Genomic DNA, 18,736 nt, shown 5'->3' on the forward strand with positions numbered 1-18,736 from the left:
GTGGCGGTGCGGGCCGAGGAGAATGAACTCTGGCACCGCATCGCGGCCCATGAGATCGGCCCGCCCGGCGCATCGCTGACCTTCGCCGCGCGCCTCGCCCGTGAGAACCGCTGGAGCCTCGCGCATGCCGATCGGGTGATCGGTGAGTACAGGCGCTTCTGCTATCTGGCGGTCACCGCCGGGCATCCGGTCACGCCCTCCGACGCGGTGGATCAGGCGTGGCATCTGCATCTCACCTATTCGCGCGACTACTGGGAGCGGTTCTGTCCCGAAGTGCTCGGCGTGCCGCTGCATCACGGCCCGACTGCGGGCGGCGCGGCCGAACGCGCGCGCTACTATCGCCAATATGCCGAAACGCTGGCCGCTTACGAAGCCGCTTTCCGCGAACCACCACCGGGTGCCATCTGGCCCCCGGCAGAGCGCCGCTTCTCCGTGGATCCGCGGGGTGTACGCGTTAACTTCTTCGATGGTATCTTCCTGAAACGCCGGGTCGCGCTGGCGCTGGGTCTGACTCTCCTGATGGTGGGCTGGCTTGCGGGAAGGATAATGTGATGCAGCTGTTCTCGTCATGGACGGGCGGCGATTTCCTGTTGTTTTACGCGATGATGCTGGCGATGGGCGTGCTGGCTTCGTTGTGGATGCCGATCAGCCTGCGTCCTGAAGGGCGGCGGTCCAACTCGCTCGATGCGGAGGACGCCGCGATGTTGGCTGGCGGGCCGGAGCGCATGGCCGATTCGGTAGTCGCCGATCTGTTCGCTCGCGGCGCGCTGGCTGAGGCCGGTAGCGGCAAACTGTCGGTCATTGACAGCACCATTCCGGCAACCGCTGCGGGCAAGGCGGTGCTGTCGCTGCCCGGAAGTTTCGACATGAAGAAGACCCGCGCGGCGCTCTCACCGCATATCGATCGGCTCACCGCACGGCTTCGGCGGCAGCGACTGCTGGTCTCGACGGTGGAACTCGCCCGCCTGCGCTGGCTCGCCGGTGCTCCGCTTGGGGTGCTGTTCGTGCTCGGTCTGTACCGCCAACGTGCAGGCAGTGCCGTCGGCGAGCCGACCGAGGGTCTGGTGGCGCTGCTGGCGGTGACGGCAGTGGCGGCCGTGATCCGCATCGCGAAGCTCGACCGGCGAACCCAGGGCGGGATCGACACTTTCTACGCGATGCGCGATCAATCCGAACGCCTGCGGCTTGCGCCGCGTACCGACGAAGCGATGCTGGCGGTCGCGCTGTTCGGAACCGGCGTGTTGATCGGCACGCCGTGGCAACCGGTTCACGCAATGCGGCAATCGGGAAGCGACGGCGGGGGAAGCGGCGACAGCAGTAGCGATGGAGACGGGGGCTCGGGCTGCGGCGGCGGTTGCGGCGGTTGCGGGGGCTGAAATCCCGGCGTAAGCGGCGGGTATGACAAAGATTCCTGTCGCCTTTAATCAAGCCGCGCCGATCCCTGCGCACGTGCTCAACAAAGGTGACTCCCTGATCGCTGCGCCCGACACCCGCGTGATCGCGCAGGCGGGTGAAGGGGAGGAGACGCTGCTGGCGGAACTCGATCTCGGCGAAGTGGGCGCTGGCCTGACCAGCCTCGATACTGACGGGCATTATGCGCGGCCGGATGTTTTCGAGCTGACGGTTGAGACGCGGGTAAAAGCTGGGGTGAAGTGGCACAATGCGTGAAAGCTGCACCTATACGGATTTCAATCCCTGTAACATGCCCCCACCACCGGGGGGATATTCGGACCCTCAATTCGATCTTGTTCTATTTCTGATCTTGTGGGTTTTTCTCGCGGCACCGATGCTCATGTGGACATTCGGGATGGTCGTTGTTTCATCGCGCAAATACCAGAAAGTCCGTCCCAAGTCGCTGGCTGTTGAAGCGCTTTTGCCACCGACAGTTTTGTTGGCATTTTATTTGTTTTCGTTGATTTCAGATTCGGGGCTTGATCAAGCCATTTCTCATCTTTCGTCCGGAGCCCGCTGGCTTTTCGAGTTTCCTCTGATTGTTGCGCTGTATGCGACTTCCATTGGCGCTGTGCACGTCAATTGCTGGTTTCTCAAATCTCGGTCAACGGCGAGTTCTGAGAGCAAATGACCTTCAGCGCCACCATCCTCACGCTCTATCCCGAGATGTTCCCCGGGCCGCTCGGCGTGTCACTTGCGGGCCGCGCCATGGCCGAGGGCAAGTGGGCCTGCGAGACATTGCAGATCCGCGACTTTGCCACCGACAAGCACCGCACCGTCGATGATACTCCCGCAGGCGGCGGGGCGGGGATGGTGCTGAAGTGCGATGTGCTGGCGCAGGCTTTGGACAGCGCGCCTTCCGCTGGTCGCCCCATTCTTGCCATGACACCGCGCGGGAAACCCATCACGCAAGCGCGCATCCGCGAACTCGCGCAAGGCCCCGGCGTCATCATCCTGTGCGGGCGGTTCGAAGGCTTCGATGAACGCCTGTTCGAGGCCCGTCCGGAGATCGAACAGGTCTCCCTCGCCGACATCGTCCTGTCCGGCGGCGAGATGGCCGCGCTCACTATCCTTGACGCTTGCATTCGGCTGCTTCCCGGCGTAATGGGCGCGGCTTCCAGCGGGGATGACGAGAGCTTTGAACAAAGCCTCATCGAATACCCGCACTACACCCGACCTCAGCAATGGGAAGGGCGCACGATCCCCGAAGTGCTGCGATCGGGGGATCATGCGAAAATCGCTGCTTGGCGCAAGGCAAGGAGCGAGGAGGATACACGGTCACGCAGGCCGGACTTGTGGGAGCGCTATGAGGGCGCTCGGGTCCAACCTGCCTCTGGCGCGCGGCGAAAAGACAAGGAACCGGACCAGTGAACCTGATCCAGCAAATCGAAGCCGAAGAAATCGCCAAGTCCGGCAAGGACATTCCCGAATTCCGCGCGGGCGATACCGTCCGCGTCGGCGTGAAGGTGAAGGAAGGCAACCGTGAGCGTGTTCAGAACTACGAAGGCGTCGTGATCGCCCGTTCGAACCGCGGCATGGGCAGCAACTTCACCGTGCGCAAAATGAGCTTCGGCGAAGGCGTCGAGCGCGTTTTCCCGCTCTACTCGCCGATCGTCGAAAGCATCACCGTGGTCCGCCGCGGCGTGGTGCGTCGTGCGAAGCTCTATTACCTGCGCGGCCGCACCGGCAAGAGCGCACGTATCGCAGAGCGCCGCGATTTCGCTCCCAAGGCGTAAGGCTTGCCAGCCAGCAATTCGCGAAGGGCGGTCCTGCGGGGCCGCCCTTTTGCGTTTGCGCCTCTTGCCATTCCTTCTCGTCGTTGCGAGGAGCGGAAGTGACGAAGCAATCCAGAACGTCATGGTTCAGATGCTGGATTGCCGCGCCGCCTTTCGGCGGCTCGCAATGACGAGGTGAGCTTTGGATGCGTTTGTTTCTTGCTGCGGTTGCAATGGGTCTCTCCACCTGCCTGTCAGTCCCCTCGTTGGCGGAGGATGTCATGACTGAGGCTGCCCCTAAGCTCAGCTTCGAACGCGTATTCGCCAGCCCCGGGCTCGATGGCCCGGCACCGCGGCAGGTCAAGCTGTCGCCCGATGGCCGCTTTCTCACCCTGCTGCGCAACCGCGCCGAGGATCGCGAGCGGTACGATCTGTGGGGCTACGACATCGACACCCGCGAATGGCGGATGCTGGTGGATTCGTTGGCCCTGGGCTCGGGCCGGGAACTCTCCGAAGACGAGAAGATGCAGCGCGAACGCGCGCGCGTCGGCAGTCTGAAGGGTATCATCAGCTACCAGTGGGCGAGCGACGGTAGCGGCGTTCTGGTGCCATTGGACGGCGATCTCTATTTGGCGACGCTTGATGGGACGGTCACGCGGTTGACCGACACTGAAGGCACCGAACTCAATCCCAAACTTTCATCCAAGGGCGGCTATGTCAGCTTCGTGCGCGACCGGCGGCTGTGGGTCGGACCGGTCGGCGGTGCCGTTGAAGATGGGGCGCAGCCCGTCACCCCGGACGGGGAAGCCGACACGATCCGCTGGGGCGAGGCCGAATTCGTCGCGCAGGAAGAAATGGCGCGGCTACAGGGCTATTGGTGGTCGCCCGATGACAGCCGCATTGTCGTTCAGCGGACCGACGAGGCCAGTGTCGGCATCGTCACCCGCGCCGCTATCGGGGCCACGGGGACAAAGGTGTTCGACCAGCGTTATCCTGCGGCGGGTACCGATAATGCGGTGGTCGAGTTGTTCGTGATGGATCCGGATGGCGCGAACAGCGTAAAGGTCGATCTCGGCCTCGATCTGGATATCTATGTCGCGCGAGTGGACTGGGCGCCGGATGGCAGCGCAATCTATGTCCAGCGGCAGGACCGCGCACAAACCCGCATCGATATGCTCAGAGTCGATCCCACCACCGGCGCGAGTACGATCCTGTTCACCGAGAACGCCGCACGACCCGATTACTGGATCAATCTGTCCGACAATTACCGGTTTCTTGCTGACGGCAGCTTGCTGTGGTGGTCGGAGCGTGACGGCTACGGCCATTTCTATCACTTTGTCGATGGGCGATGGTTGCAGCTTACCAGCGGCGCTTCCCCGACGACCACGCTGGTCGGGGTGGACGAAGACGCAGGCACATTCACCTACCAAGCAACTTCGGATATGCTGACCCAGCAGATTTACCGTGCGAAGCTGGATGGAAGCGGCGACCCGGAACTGCTCACCGATCCGGCCTACACCAATGCAGCGAGCATGGACGGCAAGGGACGGCTGCTTTACGTCACCCGCTCTGCGCCCGATCAGCCGCCGCAATCTTTTCTCGCCGCGCCGGATGGCGAGCGGGTGGCGTGGATTGAGGAGAACGCCGTAGCGGGCGACCACCCTTATGCGCCGTTCCTCGCCGGCCACACCATGCCCGAATACGGCACGATTGCTGCCGAGGACGGCACGCCGCTGCACTGGATGATGCTCAAGCCCGCGATGGAGCCGGGCAAGCGTTACCCGGTGTTCTTCAGCCATTATGGCGGACCGGGGCCGCAGATGGTGACCAAAGGCTGGGGCGGGGCACTCGCGCAGTCGATTGTCGATAAAGGCTACATTTACTTCGTGCTCGACAACCGCGGCGCCGCCAACCGCGGCGTCGATTTCGAACAGCCGATCTACCGCGCCATGGGCGGCGTTGAAGTGCGCGACCAGAAGGCTGGAGCCTCGTTCCTGAAAAACCTCGATTTCGTCGATGCCGACAAGATCGCGATCTATGGCTGGTCCTATGGCGGCTACATGACGCTGAAGCAGCTTGAAGCCGATCCGGGCCTCTACGCTGCGGGTATTTCCGGCGCGCCGGTCACGCGCTGGGAACTTTACGATACCCACTATACCGAACGCTTTATGGGCGATCCGCGCGAGGTGCCCGAAGCCTATGAGAAAGCGAGCGCCATCCCCGATGCCACCAAGATCAGCGATCCGCTGCTGCTGATTCACGGCATGGCGGATGATAACGTGGTGTTCGAAAATTCGTCGGAACTGATCAGCGTGCTTCAGGAAAGCAACACTCCGTTCGAGATGATGCTCTACCCCGGCTATACCCACCGCGTGTCGGGCGAAAATATCGGCCCGCACGTCTGGAACAGCATTTTCCGCTTTCTGAACGCTCATGGCGTGACATCGCCCCAAGAGCAGGCAGCGAGCGAATAGGTCTGCGCCGGCACGGTTAGCGGTTGCGCTTGGCCCAGCGCTCGTTATTTCGCGAGACCAAGTCTCAAGGAGAATGCGAAGTGGGTTACCGGGTGGCAGTCGTCGGCGCGACGGGTAATGTCGGGCGCGAAATGATGCAGGTTCTGGCCGAGCGCAATTTCCCCTGCGATGAGGTGGCTGCGGTCGCCTCGAGCCGCTCGGTCGGCACCGAGGTCGAATTCGGCGACACCGGCAAGATGTTGAAGTGCAAGAATATCGAGCATTTTGACTGGGCTGGTTGGGACATCGCGCTGTTCGCCGCAGGCTCCGGCCCGGCGAAGGAATACGCACCGAAAGCTGCGGCTGCCGGATGCATCGTGATCGACAATTCCTCGCTTTACCGCATGGACCCGGACGTGCCGCTGATCGTGCCGGAAGTGAACCCGGATGCGATCGACGGCTACACGGCGCGCAATATCATCGCGAATCCGAACTGTTCGACTGCCCAGTTGGTTGTTGCGCTGAAGCCGCTCCACGATGTCGCAAAAATCAAGCGCGTCGTGGTGAGTACCTATCAATCGGTTTCCGGCGCGGGCAAGGCGGGGATGGACGAACTGTTCCAGCAAAGCCGCGCGATCTTCGTCGGCGACCCGGTCGATCCCGCCAAGTTCACCAAGCAGATCGCCTTCAACGTTATCCCGCACATCGACAGCTTTCTTGATGACGGTTCGACCAAGGAAGAATGGAAGATGATGGTCGAGACCAAGAAGATTCTCGACCCCAAGATCAAGCTGACCGCGACCTGCGTACGCGTTCCGGTGTTCGTCGGCCATTCCGAAGCGGTGAATATCGAGTTCGAGAACGAAATCAGCGCCGAACAAGCGATGGACATTTTGCGCGAAGCCCCTGGCGTGATGCTGATCGATAAGCGCGAGGATGGCGGCTACATCACCCCCGTCGAATGCGTCGGCGACGCTGCGACCTTCATCAGCCGCGTGCGGGAAGATCCGACCGTGGAGAACGGCCTGACGCTGTGGTGCGTCTCCGACAACCTGCGCAAGGGCGCTGCGCTGAACGCGGTGCAGATTGCCGAGCTGCTCGGACGGCGGCACCTGAAGAAGGGGTAGGCTGATGCGGATCGCTCTCCTCGGCCTTGCGGGCGCGCTGGCGCTGACGGGATGTGACAGCGGCGATGTGCCCAGCCCGGCAGAGCGTCAGGACGGGCAGATGCAGCAGCAGGCGGTGCCCGCCAACGTCGTCGAATTGCGCAGCGAAGGCCTGGCAGCGGGCACTGAGGCGTTCTTCTTCGCAGCTGGCAAGAAGGAAGTCGAAGCCGCGCTTGGCCGGGTCCTGGGCGGACCGCTGCGGTCGGGCGACAATGCAGAATGCGGCGCAGGGCCGATTACCTTCACCGATTTCCCGGGTGGGCTGACTGCGCATTTTCAGGACGAACGGCTGGTCGGCTGGAACTGGCATCTGGCGCAGGACGGGGACTTGCCTGGAAGCGGCACAGTCAAGCTGGGAGGCAACGTTCAACTCGGTTCGCCCCGTAGCCTCGTCGAAGCCGCGCCCGGCTATTCCCCTGTCGAAGGCAGCACGCTGGGCGAGGAATTCGCGCTGGGTGACCGGATCGGCGGCTTCATTGCTGCCGACAAGGTCGAGATGATTTACGCCGGAACGCAGTGCTTTTTCCGGTGAGGAAAGCGTGACCCTGCGCGCCGACCTGTATTTCAGCTTTCGGTCGCCCTATTCCTATCTGGCTATCGGCCGCTACAGAACGATGTCCGAGGAATATGATCTCGCCATTGCGCTGAAGCCGGTTTACCCGCTTGCGATCCGCCAGCCCGATTTTTTCGAGCGCAATCACCCCAACTGGCTCGGCTATACATTGCGCGACATGATGCGGGTTGCGCAGTTTCACGGCATCCCCTTCGCCGGGCCCCGCCCCGATCCGATCGTGCAGGATATGGCCACCCGCCGGATCGCTGCCGAGCAACCTTATATCTACCGGATAACGCGGTTGGGCCAAGCCGCCTCACGGCGAGGTGTGGGTCTCGCTTTTGCGCACGAAGCCGCGCAGTTGATCTGGGGCGGAGCGACGAACTGGCACGAGGACGATCACCTTGCCGGGGCGGCTGAACGCGCGGGGCTCGACTGGTGCGATGTCGCCGTAGAAGCCGCCGACGATGCCGACGCGCTCGATACCGAAATCGCCGCCAATCAGGCAGCGCTTGAGGCTGCGGGCCATTGGGGCGTGCCCACGCTGGTGTTCGATGGTGAGCCGTTTTTCGGGCAGGACCGCATCGAAATGGTGCAGTGGCGGATGGAGCAGAAAGGGCTTACGCGGCGGCATGACTGATCAATTCACCTCCTTCGACGGCACCAGCCTCGCGATCCATACCGAGGGCGAGGGACGCCCGGTAATTTTGCTGCACGGGCTGTTTTCCTCTGCCCATATGAACTGGATCAAATGGGGTCATGGCCAGCGGCTCGCGGCGGCGGGGTTCCGTGCGATCATGCTCGATTTTCGCGTTCACGGGGAGAGCGCGGCGCCGCATGACGCGTCGGCCTATCCGGAAGGCGTGCTGGTGCGCGACGCTGCAGCGCTGGCCGATCACCTGGGGCTCGTGCCCGGCATGTTCGATCTCGTCGGCTTTTCGCTCGGCGCACGCACCGCGATCCATGCGGTCGCCCACGGTATTCTCGAGCCGCGCAGATTGGCGATCTGCGGCATGGGCGTGTCGGGCCTTGCCGAATGGGAGCGCCGCGCCAGCTTTTTCAAGCGCGTCATCGTCGAATTCGACACGATCAAACCGGGCGACCCGGCCTATGTCGCTCGCACCTTCCTCAAATCCCAAGGGGTGGACCGGGTTGCAGCACGGCTGTTGCTTGACGCCATGGATGATTTCGATCTCGCCAATCTGGTGAACATTACCATGCCCGCCGCCGCGATCTGCGGAGCGGAGGATGACGATAACGGCTCGGCCGAGGAACTGGCTGCGATGCTGCCGGATGCGCGCTATATCGAAGTGCCCGGCAGCCATCTCAACAGCGTGACCAAGCCCGAGATGGGCGAGGCGATTGTCTCGTTCCTGTCCGAATGAGCGTGGCGGCTTGATTCGCGCCGCGCTGACGTTCACACCCTGACGCATTGCCGGTCGAGTAATGCGCGGGGAGGATGCCATGAGATTGATCGCCGTTCTGTCAGGCGCTTGCGCTGCCGTACTGGCCGCCTGTGCGCCGGTGGCAGCACCCGGCGAGGTCGGAGCGCAGGCCATGGCGCCGACGCTGTTCGTAGCGAACAAGCGCGGCAATACGCTCTCCAAGATCGATCTGACCACCGGCGAGGAAGTCCTGCGCCTGCCGAGCTGCACCAACCCGCACGAGTTGGCGACTTCGCCCGATGGGGAGCACGTGGCGCTCGCCTGCTACGGCGGGACGACGGTGGATGTGTTCCTCACCGACAATCTCGAACGGGTCTCCAGCATCGAACTCGGCGCAAATGCCCGTCCGCACGGGATCGTCTGGCACGCGAACGACAGTATCTTTGTGACCACCGAGGGCCGGGGGTCGCTCTTTCGCATCGACGGTCTGCTGCGCGACGCGGTTCTGCGCTTCGAATATGCTACCGGGCAGCAGGGCAGTCACATGCTCGCCGTCAGCCCCGACGCGACAACGGCATGGACCACGGATCTCGGCTCGCGCACAGTCACCCGGATCGATCTCACCAATCGCTACCCACTGCTGTCGGTCACGGTCGGGGAGGAGCCGGAAGGCATTTCCCTTTCCCCTGACGGCAAGACACTCTGGGTCTCGGCGCGCGGCTCCAATCAGGCGTTCGCACTCGATCCGTTGACGATGGAGGTGCGCGAAACTGTGACGACGGGCCGCTTCCCGCTGCGCATTGCGGTGCGTCCGCAGGGCGACGTGGCGGTCACTTCCGATCTGCAGGACGGCAGCCTGAGCGTGATCGACACCGCCAATGCCGAAGTGATCCGCACCATTGCCGTCTCTAGCCCCGCAGAGGCCGAGGCGCGGTTTCAGGTCACGATCCTGTGGTCGAACGATGGATCGAAGATCTACGTCGCCGAAACCGCCAGCGACACCGTTGCCGAAGTCGATTACGCCAGCGGCACGGTGCTGCGCCGCCTGACTGTGGGCGAGGGCGGGGACGGGATGGCGATCCTGCCTTGAAGGATGTGAAACCTCTTCCCGTGGTCGGTTGGCGCGAACTCGTCAGCCTGCCCGAACTGGGCCTTGCCGGCATCCCGGCGAAGATCGATACTGGCGCAAGGACCTCCTCGCTCCACGCCGAGGTGCTCGACGATTTCAGGCGCGAGGGCGAACGCTTCGTGCGCTTCGCAGTCGATTGGGATGGAACGCGCCATGTCTGTGAGGCGGTGCATGTCGATTTGCGCGGGATCACCAGCTCCAACGGCGAACAGCAGGAGCGCTTTGTCATCAAGACGCCGCTGACGATCGGTAATCACTCCTTCCGGGCGGAGATCAGCCTGGCGGACCGATCCCAGATGCAATTCCCGATGCTGATCGGGCGCACCGCGCTCAGGCGTCGTTTCGTCGTCGATAGCGGTCATTCGTGGCTGCAATCTGCGGCGATTGCGGATAGGGGCGCAGCCGCCGGTAGATCGCCGGTTTCGAAAGGATTTCCATGAAAATCGCGATGCTGGCGCGCAACGCCAATCTCTATTCGCACAAGCGCCTGAAGGAAGCCGCCGAGGCGCGCGGCCATACGCTCGATATTCTTAACACCCTGCGCTGCACGGTGCACATCGCCAGCCACCGTCCGCAGGTGTTCTATAACGGCGAGCCGGTGCCCGCCTATGACGCGGTGATCCCGCGCATCGGCGCATCGATCACCAATTATGGCCTTGCGATCCTGCGCCAGTTCGAAATGCGCGGGTGCTGGCCGCTGAATGAAAGCGTCGCCATCGGCCGCAGCCGCGACAAGCTGCGTAGTTTGCAGATCCTCGCGAAGCACGGGCTGGGCCTGCCGCTGACCGCCTATGCCAATGATCCCAAGGCTGCCGAGGAGATCATCAAGGCGGTCAAAGGACCGCCGGTCGTCATCAAGCTGATCGAAGGCACGCAGGGCATCGGCGTTGTGCTGGCCGAAACGATGAGCAGCGCCAAGTCCGTGATCGAGGCGTTTCGCGGGGCGAACGTGAACATTCTGGTGCAGGAATTCATCAAGGAAGCCGGCGGCACCGATATCCGCGCGCTGGTGGTCGGCGGAAAGGTGGTTGCCGCGATGAAACGGACCGGCGCGCCGGATGATTTCCGCTCCAACCTCCACCGTGGCGGCAGCGCGCAGGTCATCAAGATCACGCCCGAGGAACGCTCCACCGCCGTGCGCGCAGCCAAGCACATGGGGCTGAACGTGTGCGGGGTGGACATGCTCCGCAGCAATCACGGCCCGGTGATCATGGAGGTCAACTCCTCGCCCGGGCTGGAAGGCATCGAAAGCGCCACGGGCAAGGATATTGCCAGCATGATCGTGGATTTCATTGCCGCCAATGCGAAGGACGGGCAGACCAAGACCAAGGGAACCGGGTAAGGCAGCTATCAGCGCTTCTAAAGCCGGTCGTGTTATCCAGGCGGACTATTGCGGCCAGATGAGGCAACAAGATGACGATCCCCGCTGAATTGATAACGCTGTGCGATGCAAACAGATTCATGTGGCGCCGAAAAAATTCGGCGCGGGTCCGCGAAGCATTCAAGGACCTTGGGCTACGCGTAGATTCGCAATTTTGCGAATTCTTGCAGCACTATGCGATGCAGTTCGTCTCCCGCAGGATCGACTATGAGATGATCGACATCATCGAGGAAGACGGCGCGCTGTCCACTTTCGTCGGATATGTCCACGAGGAGCTCGAAATCGACAGGCGCTACCTGCCGATCTCCACCTATGAAGCGAGTTCGCTGTTTGCCGTCGACACGCTCAACGATGGGATCGTGTATGTGACATGGGACGAGGCGACCGATGCTTGGAACTATGACGTGCTCCATGCCGACTTTTACGGATACATGATCGAGGTATTATCCTAGTTCGAGCCACCATCCGGGAACATGAGCAGAGCCGGTCCATCATCTAAACGGCGGTTCATTAAACGCCCGCAGCTTACGCGAGTGCAGCCGGTCGCCTTCGTCGCGCAACCGCGCCACGGCGACGATGCCGATCTGCAAGTGCGCCGCGATGGCTTCCTCATAGAATTTGTTGGCCTGTCCCGGCAGCTTGATCTCGCCATGCAGCGGCTTGTCCGAGACGCATAGCAGCGTGCCGTAGGGCACCCGGAACCGGTAGCCCTGAGTGGCGATAGTGGCGCTTTCCATTTCGATGGCGATCGCGCGGCTCTGCGAGAACCGCATGGCCCAGGAAGAATAGCGCAGTTCCCAGTTGCGATCGTCGGTGGTGACGACAGTGCCGGTGCGCATCCGTTGCTTCAGGTTTGCGCCCTGTACGCCGGAAACTTCTTCGGCTGCCCCGGCGAGCGCCTGCTGCACTTCGGCAATCGGCGGGATCGGCACTTCGGGCGGCAACACCGCGTCGAGCACATGATCGTCGCGCAGATAGGCGTGAGCGAGCACGAAATCGCCGATCTTCTGAGTCGAACGCAAGCCGCCGCAGTGGCCGATCATCATCCATGCGTGGGGGCGCAGCACGGCAAGGTGATCGCAGATCGTCTTGGCGTTGGAAGGGCCGACGCCAATATTCACCAGCGTGATCCCGCGCCCGTCCTCCCGGATCAGGTGATAGGCGGGCATTTGGTGGCGGCGCCATGCGGTGTCGTTGAGCTGATCCTGCGCGTGCGGGGTGTTTGCGCGGATGTCGAGCCCGGCTGCCCCGGTCAGGGCGACATAGCCGTTATCGCCGATCTGCTTGGCGCCCCAGTTCACGAATTCATCGACATAGCGGTGATAGTTGGTGAACAGGATGAAGTCCTGAAAGTCGGCCACTTCGGTGCCTGTATAGTGCTTCAGCCGGGCCAGCGAGTAATCGGTGCGCAGCCCGTCGAACAGCGACAGCGGCATATCCTGATCTTCGTCGAATTCGATTCCATCGGACAATTCGTCACCAATCAGCGCAAGATCGGTCGAAGGAAAGTGTGCTGCGATTTCCTGCGGGGAGATTCCGACCATCGCCGCGCCAGCCTCGCCATCGAGGACGTAAGGAAACGGGATTTCCTGCCGCGAGCGTCCGACGCTGATTTCGATCTCATACGCGTCCCCGATCAGTTCGAGCTGTTCGGTGAGATAGGAGGCGAACAGATCGGGGCGGGTGATCGTGGTAGTGTAGGTGCCGGGCATCTCCAGCCGTCCGAACGCGCGGCTGCGATCGCGCGGAGCGCCGATCCCGGCATAGGTCAGAGTGAGTTGCGGATAGGCGTAGCTGCCGTCCTCGCGCTTTCTGAGCGGAGGCACCGTGCCGTTCTTCCCGAAGGCGATCACATCGTCACGCAGGGCGCTGACGGCGGCATCATAATGCTGCTGCAACTGGGCGAGGACGTTCGGGATGTCGATCATGGCGGCTGATGTGCTCCGTTGTTGTTATCTTTCAGCGACAGGACGTACGCGCGCGGCGCATGTTCCGGGCCTGCTTACAGAAAGGGCGCGGAGGTCATGCCGACCACCGCGCCCTTCCGTATTCTGTCGGCCTTGCGGGGCCGGGAAGGTCAGGCGTCGTCGCCGTCTTCGCTGCGCTCTTCGAGCAGTTCGGCGGGGATTTCACCGGGTTCGAGGTTGGTGTCGATGCGGGTGGCATCGGCCTGTTCCTCGATCTCGCGCTGTTCGTCTTCGAACATTTGCGCCAGAACGTCGACGCCTTCCCTCTGCAGCTTGGCTTCGTCGTCCGAACGCGCGACATTGGCCTTCACCGCGACGCGCACTTCGGGGTGCAGGGCGATGGTGACATCATGAATGCCGATGTTCTTGATCGGCGCGCCCAGGATGACCATGCGCTTGTCGATCTCGTGGCCCTGATCGGCAAGCCCGGCGACCATGTCGCGCACGCTGACCGAACCATAGAGCTGCCCGGCGTTCGAGGCGGCGCGGATCAGCACCACTTCTGCGCCGGCAATCTTTTCGCCCTGCTTCTGGGCTTCGGCGCGGCGTTCGGCATTGTCTGCCTCCAGCCGGTCACGATTGGCTTCGAACACCTTGCGGTTGGCATCGTTGGCACGCAGCGCCTTCTTCTGCGGAAGCAGGAAGTTGCGTGCGTAGCCGTCCTTCACGGTGACGACGTCACCGATCGAGCCGAGCTTTTCGATCCGTTCGAGGAGAATGATATCCATGTCGTCTCTCCTCCTACTTCACGATGTACGGAAGCAGGCCGATGTGGCGTGCACGCTTGATCGCCTTGGCGAGTTCGCGCTGCTTCTTGGCGGAAACGGCGGTGATGCGCGAAGGCACGATCTTGCCGCGTTCGGACATGAAGCCCTGCAGCAGGCGCACGTCCTTGTAATCGATCTTCGGGGCGTCCTTGGCCGCGAACGGGCAGGACTTGCGGCGGCGGAAAAACGGGCGGGCCATCAGTCGCGCTCCTCACGTTCGACGCGGCGCTTCCGCTCGCGTTCGTTCTTGCGCATCATCACCGAGGGGCCTTCCTCGTGCTCGTCGACGCGGATGGTCACGTAGCGGATGATGTCTTCGTTGATACGGGTCTGGCGCTCGAGCTCGGCAACAACGCTGCCGGGGGCTTCGATGTTGAGCATCACGAAATGCGCCTTGCGATTACGCTCGATCTTGTAGGCGAGCGATTTGAGGCCCCAGGTTTCGGTCTTGGTGACCTTGCCGCTGCCTGCCTCGACGATTTCGGTGGCTTGCGCCGCCAGCGCGTCGACCTGAGCCTGGCTCAGATCCTGACGCGCGAGAAAGATGTGCTCGTAGAGCGCCATCTCGCGTCCTTTCATGTTACTGCCGATCGCTGGCGTTATCCGCTCGTGTGAACGGCGCCCCTCCGGCTTTCTTCGATACCTCGCAAGGGCGGTTCCCTCGCGAAGAGGCCGGCCCTTACAGCTTTGTGAGGCGATTGCAAGACTTCGGTGAGGTCGTTGCCCGCCCAGGTTCAGCGGATACCCGCCTCGTAAGCCTTCTTCACTGCGCCAGCGAGGCTTTTCTTGACGATGAACGACTTCACAGCATTCTGGGTAACCTGTCCGGCCACGGCGCCGGCTGCCGCGCTGACGCCGCGCGAAAAATAGACCTTGTAAACGCCTTCGGCAACGAGCCCGGTGGCAAAGTTCACAACGGCCCGGCCCCGCATCGCTCCAAAGCTGGGGTCGCGCATCAATATGTCAGGATCGGCATACGCATGGGTCGCCACCGATGCTGCTGCGCGTCCCCGCATGGAGAACATCGAGAAGAACTTTTCCTTGAGGTCGACCGTACCGTCTTCGTTGAAATCCTTGTCTTCGTGAAACGATGCGAGGACCGCGACCTCGTCACCGATAAACCCGACAGCGCCGATCGGCTTTTTAGTCCACGAATTCTTGACGATTTTCCATTCCACTGTTGCTGTCCCCCGATAGCATTTTCACTTCTACTGTTACTACGGACGCGCCGAGTCCGCAAGAATTCAGGACTGGAAGAGCTTAGCGGGCGAAGGAATTCGAGGGTGCGCGGGAGCCTGCGGTTTGGTCTTGCTCGTGTCCGGCGAAGAGGGCAGGGGGACGCGAATATTGTGGCCCTTCTCTGCAAAGGAAATCTCCGCCATGCCGTCAGGACTGGTCGCACTGCTCGATGATATTTCGGTAATCGCCAAAGCCGCTTCGGCTTCGATCGACGATATCGGCTTGGCTGCCAGTAAGGCGGGCAGCAAGACCGCGGGTGTGGTGATCGACGATGCGGCGGTCACCCCGAGCTATGTCACCGGCCTTTCCCCGGCGCGCGAATTGCCAATCATCTGGAAGATCACCAAGGGCTCTCTAATCAACAAGCTGCTGATCCTGCTACCTGCTGCGCTGCTGTTGTCTGAATTCCTGCCGTGGGCGATCATCTGGCTGTTGATGCTGGGCGGAGCGTTCCTGTGCTACGAAGGCGCTGAAAAGGTATTGGAAAAGCTCGGCCTCGGAAAGCACGGCAAGACACTTGAGGACGAGATCGTCGATCCGGTCGCGTTCGAGAATAAGCGCGTAGCCGGCGCGATCCGCACTGATCTGATCCTGTCGGCGGAAATCATGGCGATTACATTAGCCGAGCTCGACCTTGCCGTGTGGTGGGAGCGCGGGTTGGCGCTGGCGCTGGTGGCCGTGGTGGTAACAGTGGCGGTTTATGGCACAGTGGCGGTGATCGTGAAGATCGATGACATCGGCCTGTACCTCACCAAACAGGCGAACGGTGCGAAACAGGCTTTCGGCCATTTCCTGCTGCGATTTGTACCGAAGTTGCTCGTTTTCCTCTCGATCGTCGGCACCATTGCAATGCTGTGGGTCGGGGGCGGGATCATCGTCCACGGCACCCATGAAGTCGGCTTCCATCCGATCTACGATATCGTCCACGGTGCGGAATATGCAGTGGCAGGTGCGACCGGCGGCGCGGGCGGGGTGCTGGGCTGGGTGACCTATGCGGCATTGTCGGCTGTGGTCGGTTTGGTGCTGGGCGCGGTGATCGCATTCGTCCTGCACAAGGTGCTGGGCGTCGGCGCCGAGGAAGCGCACTAGCTCGGGCCATGATGACACCCGTTCTCTACACCTGCGCCGGTTCGCGGGGACTGCGCGCGACCTGGGCGGCGGAAGAAGCCGGGACCGAAATCGACCTCAGGATTCTGCCGTTCCCGCCGCGCTATCTTGCGCCCGAATATCTGGAGCTGAACCCGCTCGGCACGGTCCCGCTGCTGATCGACGGCGACACGCAGCTGACAGAAAGCTGCGCCATTGCGCATTACCTCGCGACGCGCGGCGGCACCACCGATCTCGCCATTGCGCCGGGCGAGCGCGATTACGGCGAATACCTTGATTACACCTATCACGCCGATGCGACGATCACCTTTCCGCAGACAGTCTACATGCGCTTTGCCATCTTCGAAAAAGACAAGGGCTGGGCGGATGCGGGCCACGCCTATGCCAAATGGTTTCACAAGCGGTTGGTGAAAGTCGAACAGCGCCTCGATGTTCGTGAGTTCCTGTGCGCCGACCGCTTCACCGTGGCCGATATCTGCGTCGGCTATGCGCTGATTCTGGCGCAGAGTGTCGGGCTGGACGATGGCGTGCCGCAAAGACTCAAGGAATATCGCGCCCGCCTGACCGCGCGGCCCGCTTACCAACGGGCGGTTGCACGCGAAGAAGCGGGGCGAACCGCGCTGAACCGCGAGGGTTGAGCCTCGCAAGGCCGTTCGCTTGACGGGGGTCTACCAGCGAGCCGGATCAGGTGGCGCTGCGGTCCAGATCATGCCCGCAGCTGGTACACACGCGGTTCGGCCAAGGGACGACGAAAATCCCCCGAAAAAAGGCGTTCTTCCCGCAAGCCGGGCAGTTGAAGCGCAGCATCGGCGCATTGGCGATCACCAGCAGCACGATGGCGGCGGCAAAGGCGAGGCTGGAATGACCGTGGAACCGGTCGACTACCACCACCAGCAACACCGCCAGTGCCAGTACACCCATCATCCGCCACGCATGACGTAAGGCGCGGGCGTAAAGTGTCAGGGCAGGCGGGCGAACAGCGATTGCGCGAACTCCGTCAGTGTGTCGTCGCGCGCGCCCATCACCACGATCCTGTCGTCCGGACGGGCAAGGGCGGCGATCCGTGTGCCGCAATCCTCACGCGCTGGAATATGCTCGGCCTTGCCGCCCGCCGCGTTGATCAGCTGCACGATCCGCTCGGCGCCCTCGCTGCGGTCAACCGTGCCGCCGAAATAAACCGGATCGCACATGATGGTGATGTCGTCCGGCCCCAGTTCGCGGGCGAAAGTCTGCGCCAGTTCCGCACCCATCTGGCGCAAGGGGCCGTATCCGTGGGGCTGGAAGAAGGCGATCACCCGCCCATGACTGGCCTTCAGCGTCCTGAGGGTAGCGGCGCATTTTTCAGGGTTGTGTCCGAAATCGTCGATTACCGTGACGCCTTCGGCGCTGGTGCCGATCACGTCGAAGCGGCGCGCCAGGCCCCCGAAACTGCGCAGCGCGTAGACGGCGTGACGCACCGCGATGCCGGCCGCCCTGGCAGCAGCAATGGCAGCCAAAGCGTTCGACAGGTTGTGCAGCCCCGGCATCGGCAGGATCAGCGGGAACACCTCGCGCTCACGATTGTCGATCACCGCGGCGCGGATGCCGAATTCGTTCTGATCGATCGAATCCGGTTCGACCGTGATATCCGCGCGCGCATTTTTCAGTCCGAAGGTCACGCAATGGGCTGCCCTGGGAACCAGATAGCCGGCTTCGGGACTGTCGAGATTGATAACCGCCGTCCCCGCCCGGGCGACGAAATCGCCGAACAGAACGCGCAATTCCTCTATGCTCTTGTGATCGAGGCTGACGTTAAGCAGCACGCCGATGGTAGGCCGGTAGAGCGCAATCGACCCGTCGCTTTCATCGACTTCGCTGACGAAAAGTTCCGGACGGCCGATGCGGGCGCTGGCGAAGGGATTTTCGGCGCTGACGAAGTTCTTCATCACGGCGCCGTTCATCACGGTCGGGTCGTAATCGCCTTCATGCAGGATCCACGCGATCATGCCGGTGACGGTCGACTTGCCCGAAGTGCCGCCCACTGCAATCGAAAAACCGGCTTCGTTGAACAGCGCGGAGAGCAGTTCGGCACGACTCAGCCTTTCGCAGCCGAGTTCTTTCGCTCGCGCGACTTCGGGCACAGTGTCCTCGATCGCGGCCGAGGCGACCAGCACCTGGTCGGGCGAGGTCACGCCGCTGCCATCCTGCGGGAACAGCGTAAAGCCGCGGCTTTCCAGCCACGCGAACTTGGCGGGCGTGCGTCCGGAATCGCGGCTGCGGTCCGATCCCGCAACCGGATGGCCCAAGCCGTGCGCGATCTGTGCAAGCGGGAGCATGCCCGACCCGCCGATGCCGCAAAAGAATAGCGGGCGCCCCGTGAGCGTCCCGACTTCGACCCCGTTATCCATATCCCGCAGGGTTATTGACTTGCGCCGAGCCTGAC

At 62.5% G+C, this 18,736-nt stretch carries 24 protein-coding genes; 17 read left to right on the forward strand and 7 right to left on the reverse strand.

Going from position 1 to position 18,736, the window contains the following annotated elements:
- The 15 genes from J3454_RS00835 (at window position 1) to J3454_RS00905 (ending at window position 11,686) form a co-directional block, all read left to right on the forward strand.
- Window positions 1-552: a glycine-rich domain-containing protein gene (locus J3454_RS00835; RefSeq protein WP_349511866.1), complete on the forward strand. Its 552-nt coding sequence runs from the start codon at window positions 1-3 to the stop codon at window positions 550-552.
- The gene (locus J3454_RS00840) at window positions 552-1,376 is read left to right on the forward strand and encodes a TIGR04222 domain-containing membrane protein (RefSeq protein WP_349511867.1); all 825 of its coding nucleotides are present in this window, start codon (window positions 552-554) and stop codon (window positions 1,374-1,376) included. The genes J3454_RS00835 and J3454_RS00840 overlap by 1 nt, the downstream gene beginning before the upstream one ends.
- A gap of 22 nt (window positions 1,377-1,398) precedes the next feature.
- Window positions 1,399-1,668: a carbon-nitrogen hydrolase family protein gene (locus J3454_RS00845; RefSeq protein WP_349511868.1), complete on the forward strand. Its 270-nt coding sequence runs from the start codon at window positions 1,399-1,401 to the stop codon at window positions 1,666-1,668.
- The gene (locus J3454_RS00850; protein WP_349511869.1) at window positions 1,661-2,083 is read left to right on the forward strand and encodes a hypothetical protein; all 423 of its coding nucleotides are present in this window, start codon (window positions 1,661-1,663) and stop codon (window positions 2,081-2,083) included. The genes J3454_RS00845 and J3454_RS00850 overlap by 8 nt, the downstream gene beginning before the upstream one ends.
- Window positions 2,080-2,823, forward strand: coding sequence for a tRNA (guanosine(37)-N1)-methyltransferase TrmD (gene trmD / locus J3454_RS00855; RefSeq protein ID WP_349511870.1), 744 nt, complete (start codon window positions 2,080-2,082; stop codon window positions 2,821-2,823). Before J3454_RS00850 ends, trmD begins: the two co-directional genes overlap by 4 nt.
- The gene (gene rplS, locus J3454_RS00860) at window positions 2,820-3,188 is read left to right on the forward strand and encodes a 50S ribosomal protein L19 (protein ID WP_296716178.1); all 369 of its coding nucleotides are present in this window, start codon (window positions 2,820-2,822) and stop codon (window positions 3,186-3,188) included. The genes trmD and rplS overlap by 4 nt, the downstream gene beginning before the upstream one ends.
- A 185-nt stretch (window positions 3,189-3,373) precedes the next feature.
- Window positions 3,374-5,641 (forward strand): S9 family peptidase, encoded by a 2,268-nt coding sequence (locus J3454_RS00865; protein ID WP_349511871.1) that lies wholly within the window; start codon window positions 3,374-3,376, stop codon window positions 5,639-5,641.
- 80 nt (window positions 5,642-5,721) lie between these two features.
- On the forward strand, window positions 5,722-6,747 hold the full coding sequence (locus J3454_RS00870; protein ID WP_349511872.1) for an aspartate-semialdehyde dehydrogenase: 1,026 nt from the start codon (window positions 5,722-5,724) through the stop codon (window positions 6,745-6,747).
- Window positions 6,748-6,751: 4 nt separating this feature from the next.
- Window positions 6,752-7,318: an aspartate-semialdehyde dehydrogenase gene (locus J3454_RS00875; protein ID WP_349511873.1), complete on the forward strand. Its 567-nt coding sequence runs from the start codon at window positions 6,752-6,754 to the stop codon at window positions 7,316-7,318.
- 7 nt (window positions 7,319-7,325) lie between these two features.
- Window positions 7,326-7,979 carry a 2-hydroxychromene-2-carboxylate isomerase gene (locus J3454_RS00880; RefSeq protein ID WP_349511874.1) on the forward strand — a complete coding sequence of 218 codons (654 nt, stop codon included), beginning with the start codon at window positions 7,326-7,328 and terminating at the stop codon, window positions 7,977-7,979.
- A complete protein-coding gene (locus J3454_RS00885; protein WP_349511875.1) occupies window positions 7,972-8,724 on the forward strand; it encodes an alpha/beta fold hydrolase in 753 nt (250 codons plus the stop codon). The genes J3454_RS00880 and J3454_RS00885 overlap by 8 nt, the downstream gene beginning before the upstream one ends.
- 79 nt (window positions 8,725-8,803) lie before the next feature.
- Window positions 8,804-9,814: a YVTN family beta-propeller repeat protein gene (locus tag J3454_RS00890; protein WP_349511876.1), complete on the forward strand. Its 1,011-nt coding sequence runs from the start codon at window positions 8,804-8,806 to the stop codon at window positions 9,812-9,814.
- 5 nt (window positions 9,815-9,819) lie between these two features.
- A complete protein-coding gene (locus J3454_RS00895; RefSeq protein WP_502878553.1) occupies window positions 9,820-10,293 on the forward strand; it encodes an ATP-dependent zinc protease family protein in 474 nt (157 codons plus the stop codon).
- Complete coding sequence (rimK, locus tag J3454_RS00900) at window positions 10,290-11,195, forward strand: 30S ribosomal protein S6--L-glutamate ligase (RefSeq protein WP_349511878.1); 906 nt, start codon at window positions 10,290-10,292, stop codon at window positions 11,193-11,195. Before J3454_RS00895 ends, rimK begins: the two co-directional genes overlap by 4 nt.
- A gap of 218 nt (window positions 11,196-11,413) precedes the next feature.
- On the forward strand, window positions 11,414-11,686 hold the full coding sequence (locus J3454_RS00905; protein ID WP_349511879.1) for a hypothetical protein: 273 nt from the start codon (window positions 11,414-11,416) through the stop codon (window positions 11,684-11,686).
- Between the two features lie 39 nt (window positions 11,687-11,725).
- On the opposite strand, the gene J3454_RS00910 is transcribed toward J3454_RS00905, so the two are convergent.
- The 5 genes from J3454_RS00910 to J3454_RS00930 all read right to left on the reverse strand — a co-directional run bounded on the left by J3454_RS00910 (window position 11,726) and on the right by J3454_RS00930 (window position 15,146).
- Window positions 11,726-13,162 carry an AMP nucleosidase gene (locus tag J3454_RS00910; protein WP_349511880.1) on the reverse strand — a complete coding sequence of 479 codons (1,437 nt, stop codon included), beginning with the start codon at window positions 13,160-13,162 and terminating at the stop codon, window positions 11,726-11,728.
- Between the two features lie 149 nt (window positions 13,163-13,311).
- On the reverse strand, window positions 13,312-13,929 hold the full coding sequence (rplI, locus tag J3454_RS00915; protein WP_349511881.1) for a 50S ribosomal protein L9: 618 nt from the start codon (window positions 13,927-13,929) through the stop codon (window positions 13,312-13,314).
- Between the two features lie 13 nt (window positions 13,930-13,942).
- Window positions 13,943-14,167: a 30S ribosomal protein S18 gene (gene rpsR, locus J3454_RS00920; RefSeq protein WP_034954295.1), complete on the reverse strand. Its 225-nt coding sequence runs from the start codon at window positions 14,165-14,167 to the stop codon at window positions 13,943-13,945.
- On the reverse strand, window positions 14,167-14,532 hold the full coding sequence (gene rpsF, locus J3454_RS00925) for a 30S ribosomal protein S6 (protein WP_296717071.1): 366 nt from the start codon (window positions 14,530-14,532) through the stop codon (window positions 14,167-14,169). Before rpsF ends, rpsR begins: the two co-directional genes overlap by 1 nt.
- A gap of 170 nt (window positions 14,533-14,702) precedes the next feature.
- The gene (locus J3454_RS00930; RefSeq protein WP_349511882.1) at window positions 14,703-15,146 is read right to left on the reverse strand and encodes a hypothetical protein; all 444 of its coding nucleotides are present in this window, start codon (window positions 15,144-15,146) and stop codon (window positions 14,703-14,705) included.
- Window positions 15,147-15,348: 202 nt separating this feature from the next.
- Between J3454_RS00930 and J3454_RS00935 the strand changes: the two genes are divergently transcribed.
- Complete coding sequence (locus J3454_RS00935; protein WP_349511883.1) at window positions 15,349-16,296, forward strand: DUF808 domain-containing protein; 948 nt, start codon at window positions 15,349-15,351, stop codon at window positions 16,294-16,296.
- An 8-nt stretch (window positions 16,297-16,304) separates the two neighbouring features.
- A complete protein-coding gene (locus J3454_RS00940) occupies window positions 16,305-16,952 on the forward strand; it encodes a glutathione S-transferase family protein (RefSeq protein WP_349511884.1) in 648 nt (215 codons plus the stop codon).
- A gap of 46 nt (window positions 16,953-16,998) precedes the next feature.
- Here J3454_RS00940 and J3454_RS00945 read toward each other — a convergent pair whose 3' ends face one another.
- Both J3454_RS00945 and J3454_RS00950 read right to left on the reverse strand, forming a co-directional pair.
- The gene (locus J3454_RS00945) at window positions 16,999-17,238 is read right to left on the reverse strand and encodes a hypothetical protein (RefSeq protein WP_349511885.1); all 240 of its coding nucleotides are present in this window, start codon (window positions 17,236-17,238) and stop codon (window positions 16,999-17,001) included.
- Window positions 17,239-17,273: 35 nt separating this feature from the next.
- Window positions 17,274-18,701: a glutamate ligase domain-containing protein gene (locus J3454_RS00950; protein WP_349511886.1), complete on the reverse strand. Its 1,428-nt coding sequence runs from the start codon at window positions 18,699-18,701 to the stop codon at window positions 17,274-17,276.
- Between the last annotated feature and the right edge of the window lie 35 nt (window positions 18,702-18,736).

The organism is Erythrobacter sp. NFXS35, assembly GCF_040148725.1.
Lineage (GTDB): Bacteria > Pseudomonadota > Alphaproteobacteria > Sphingomonadales > Sphingomonadaceae > Erythrobacter.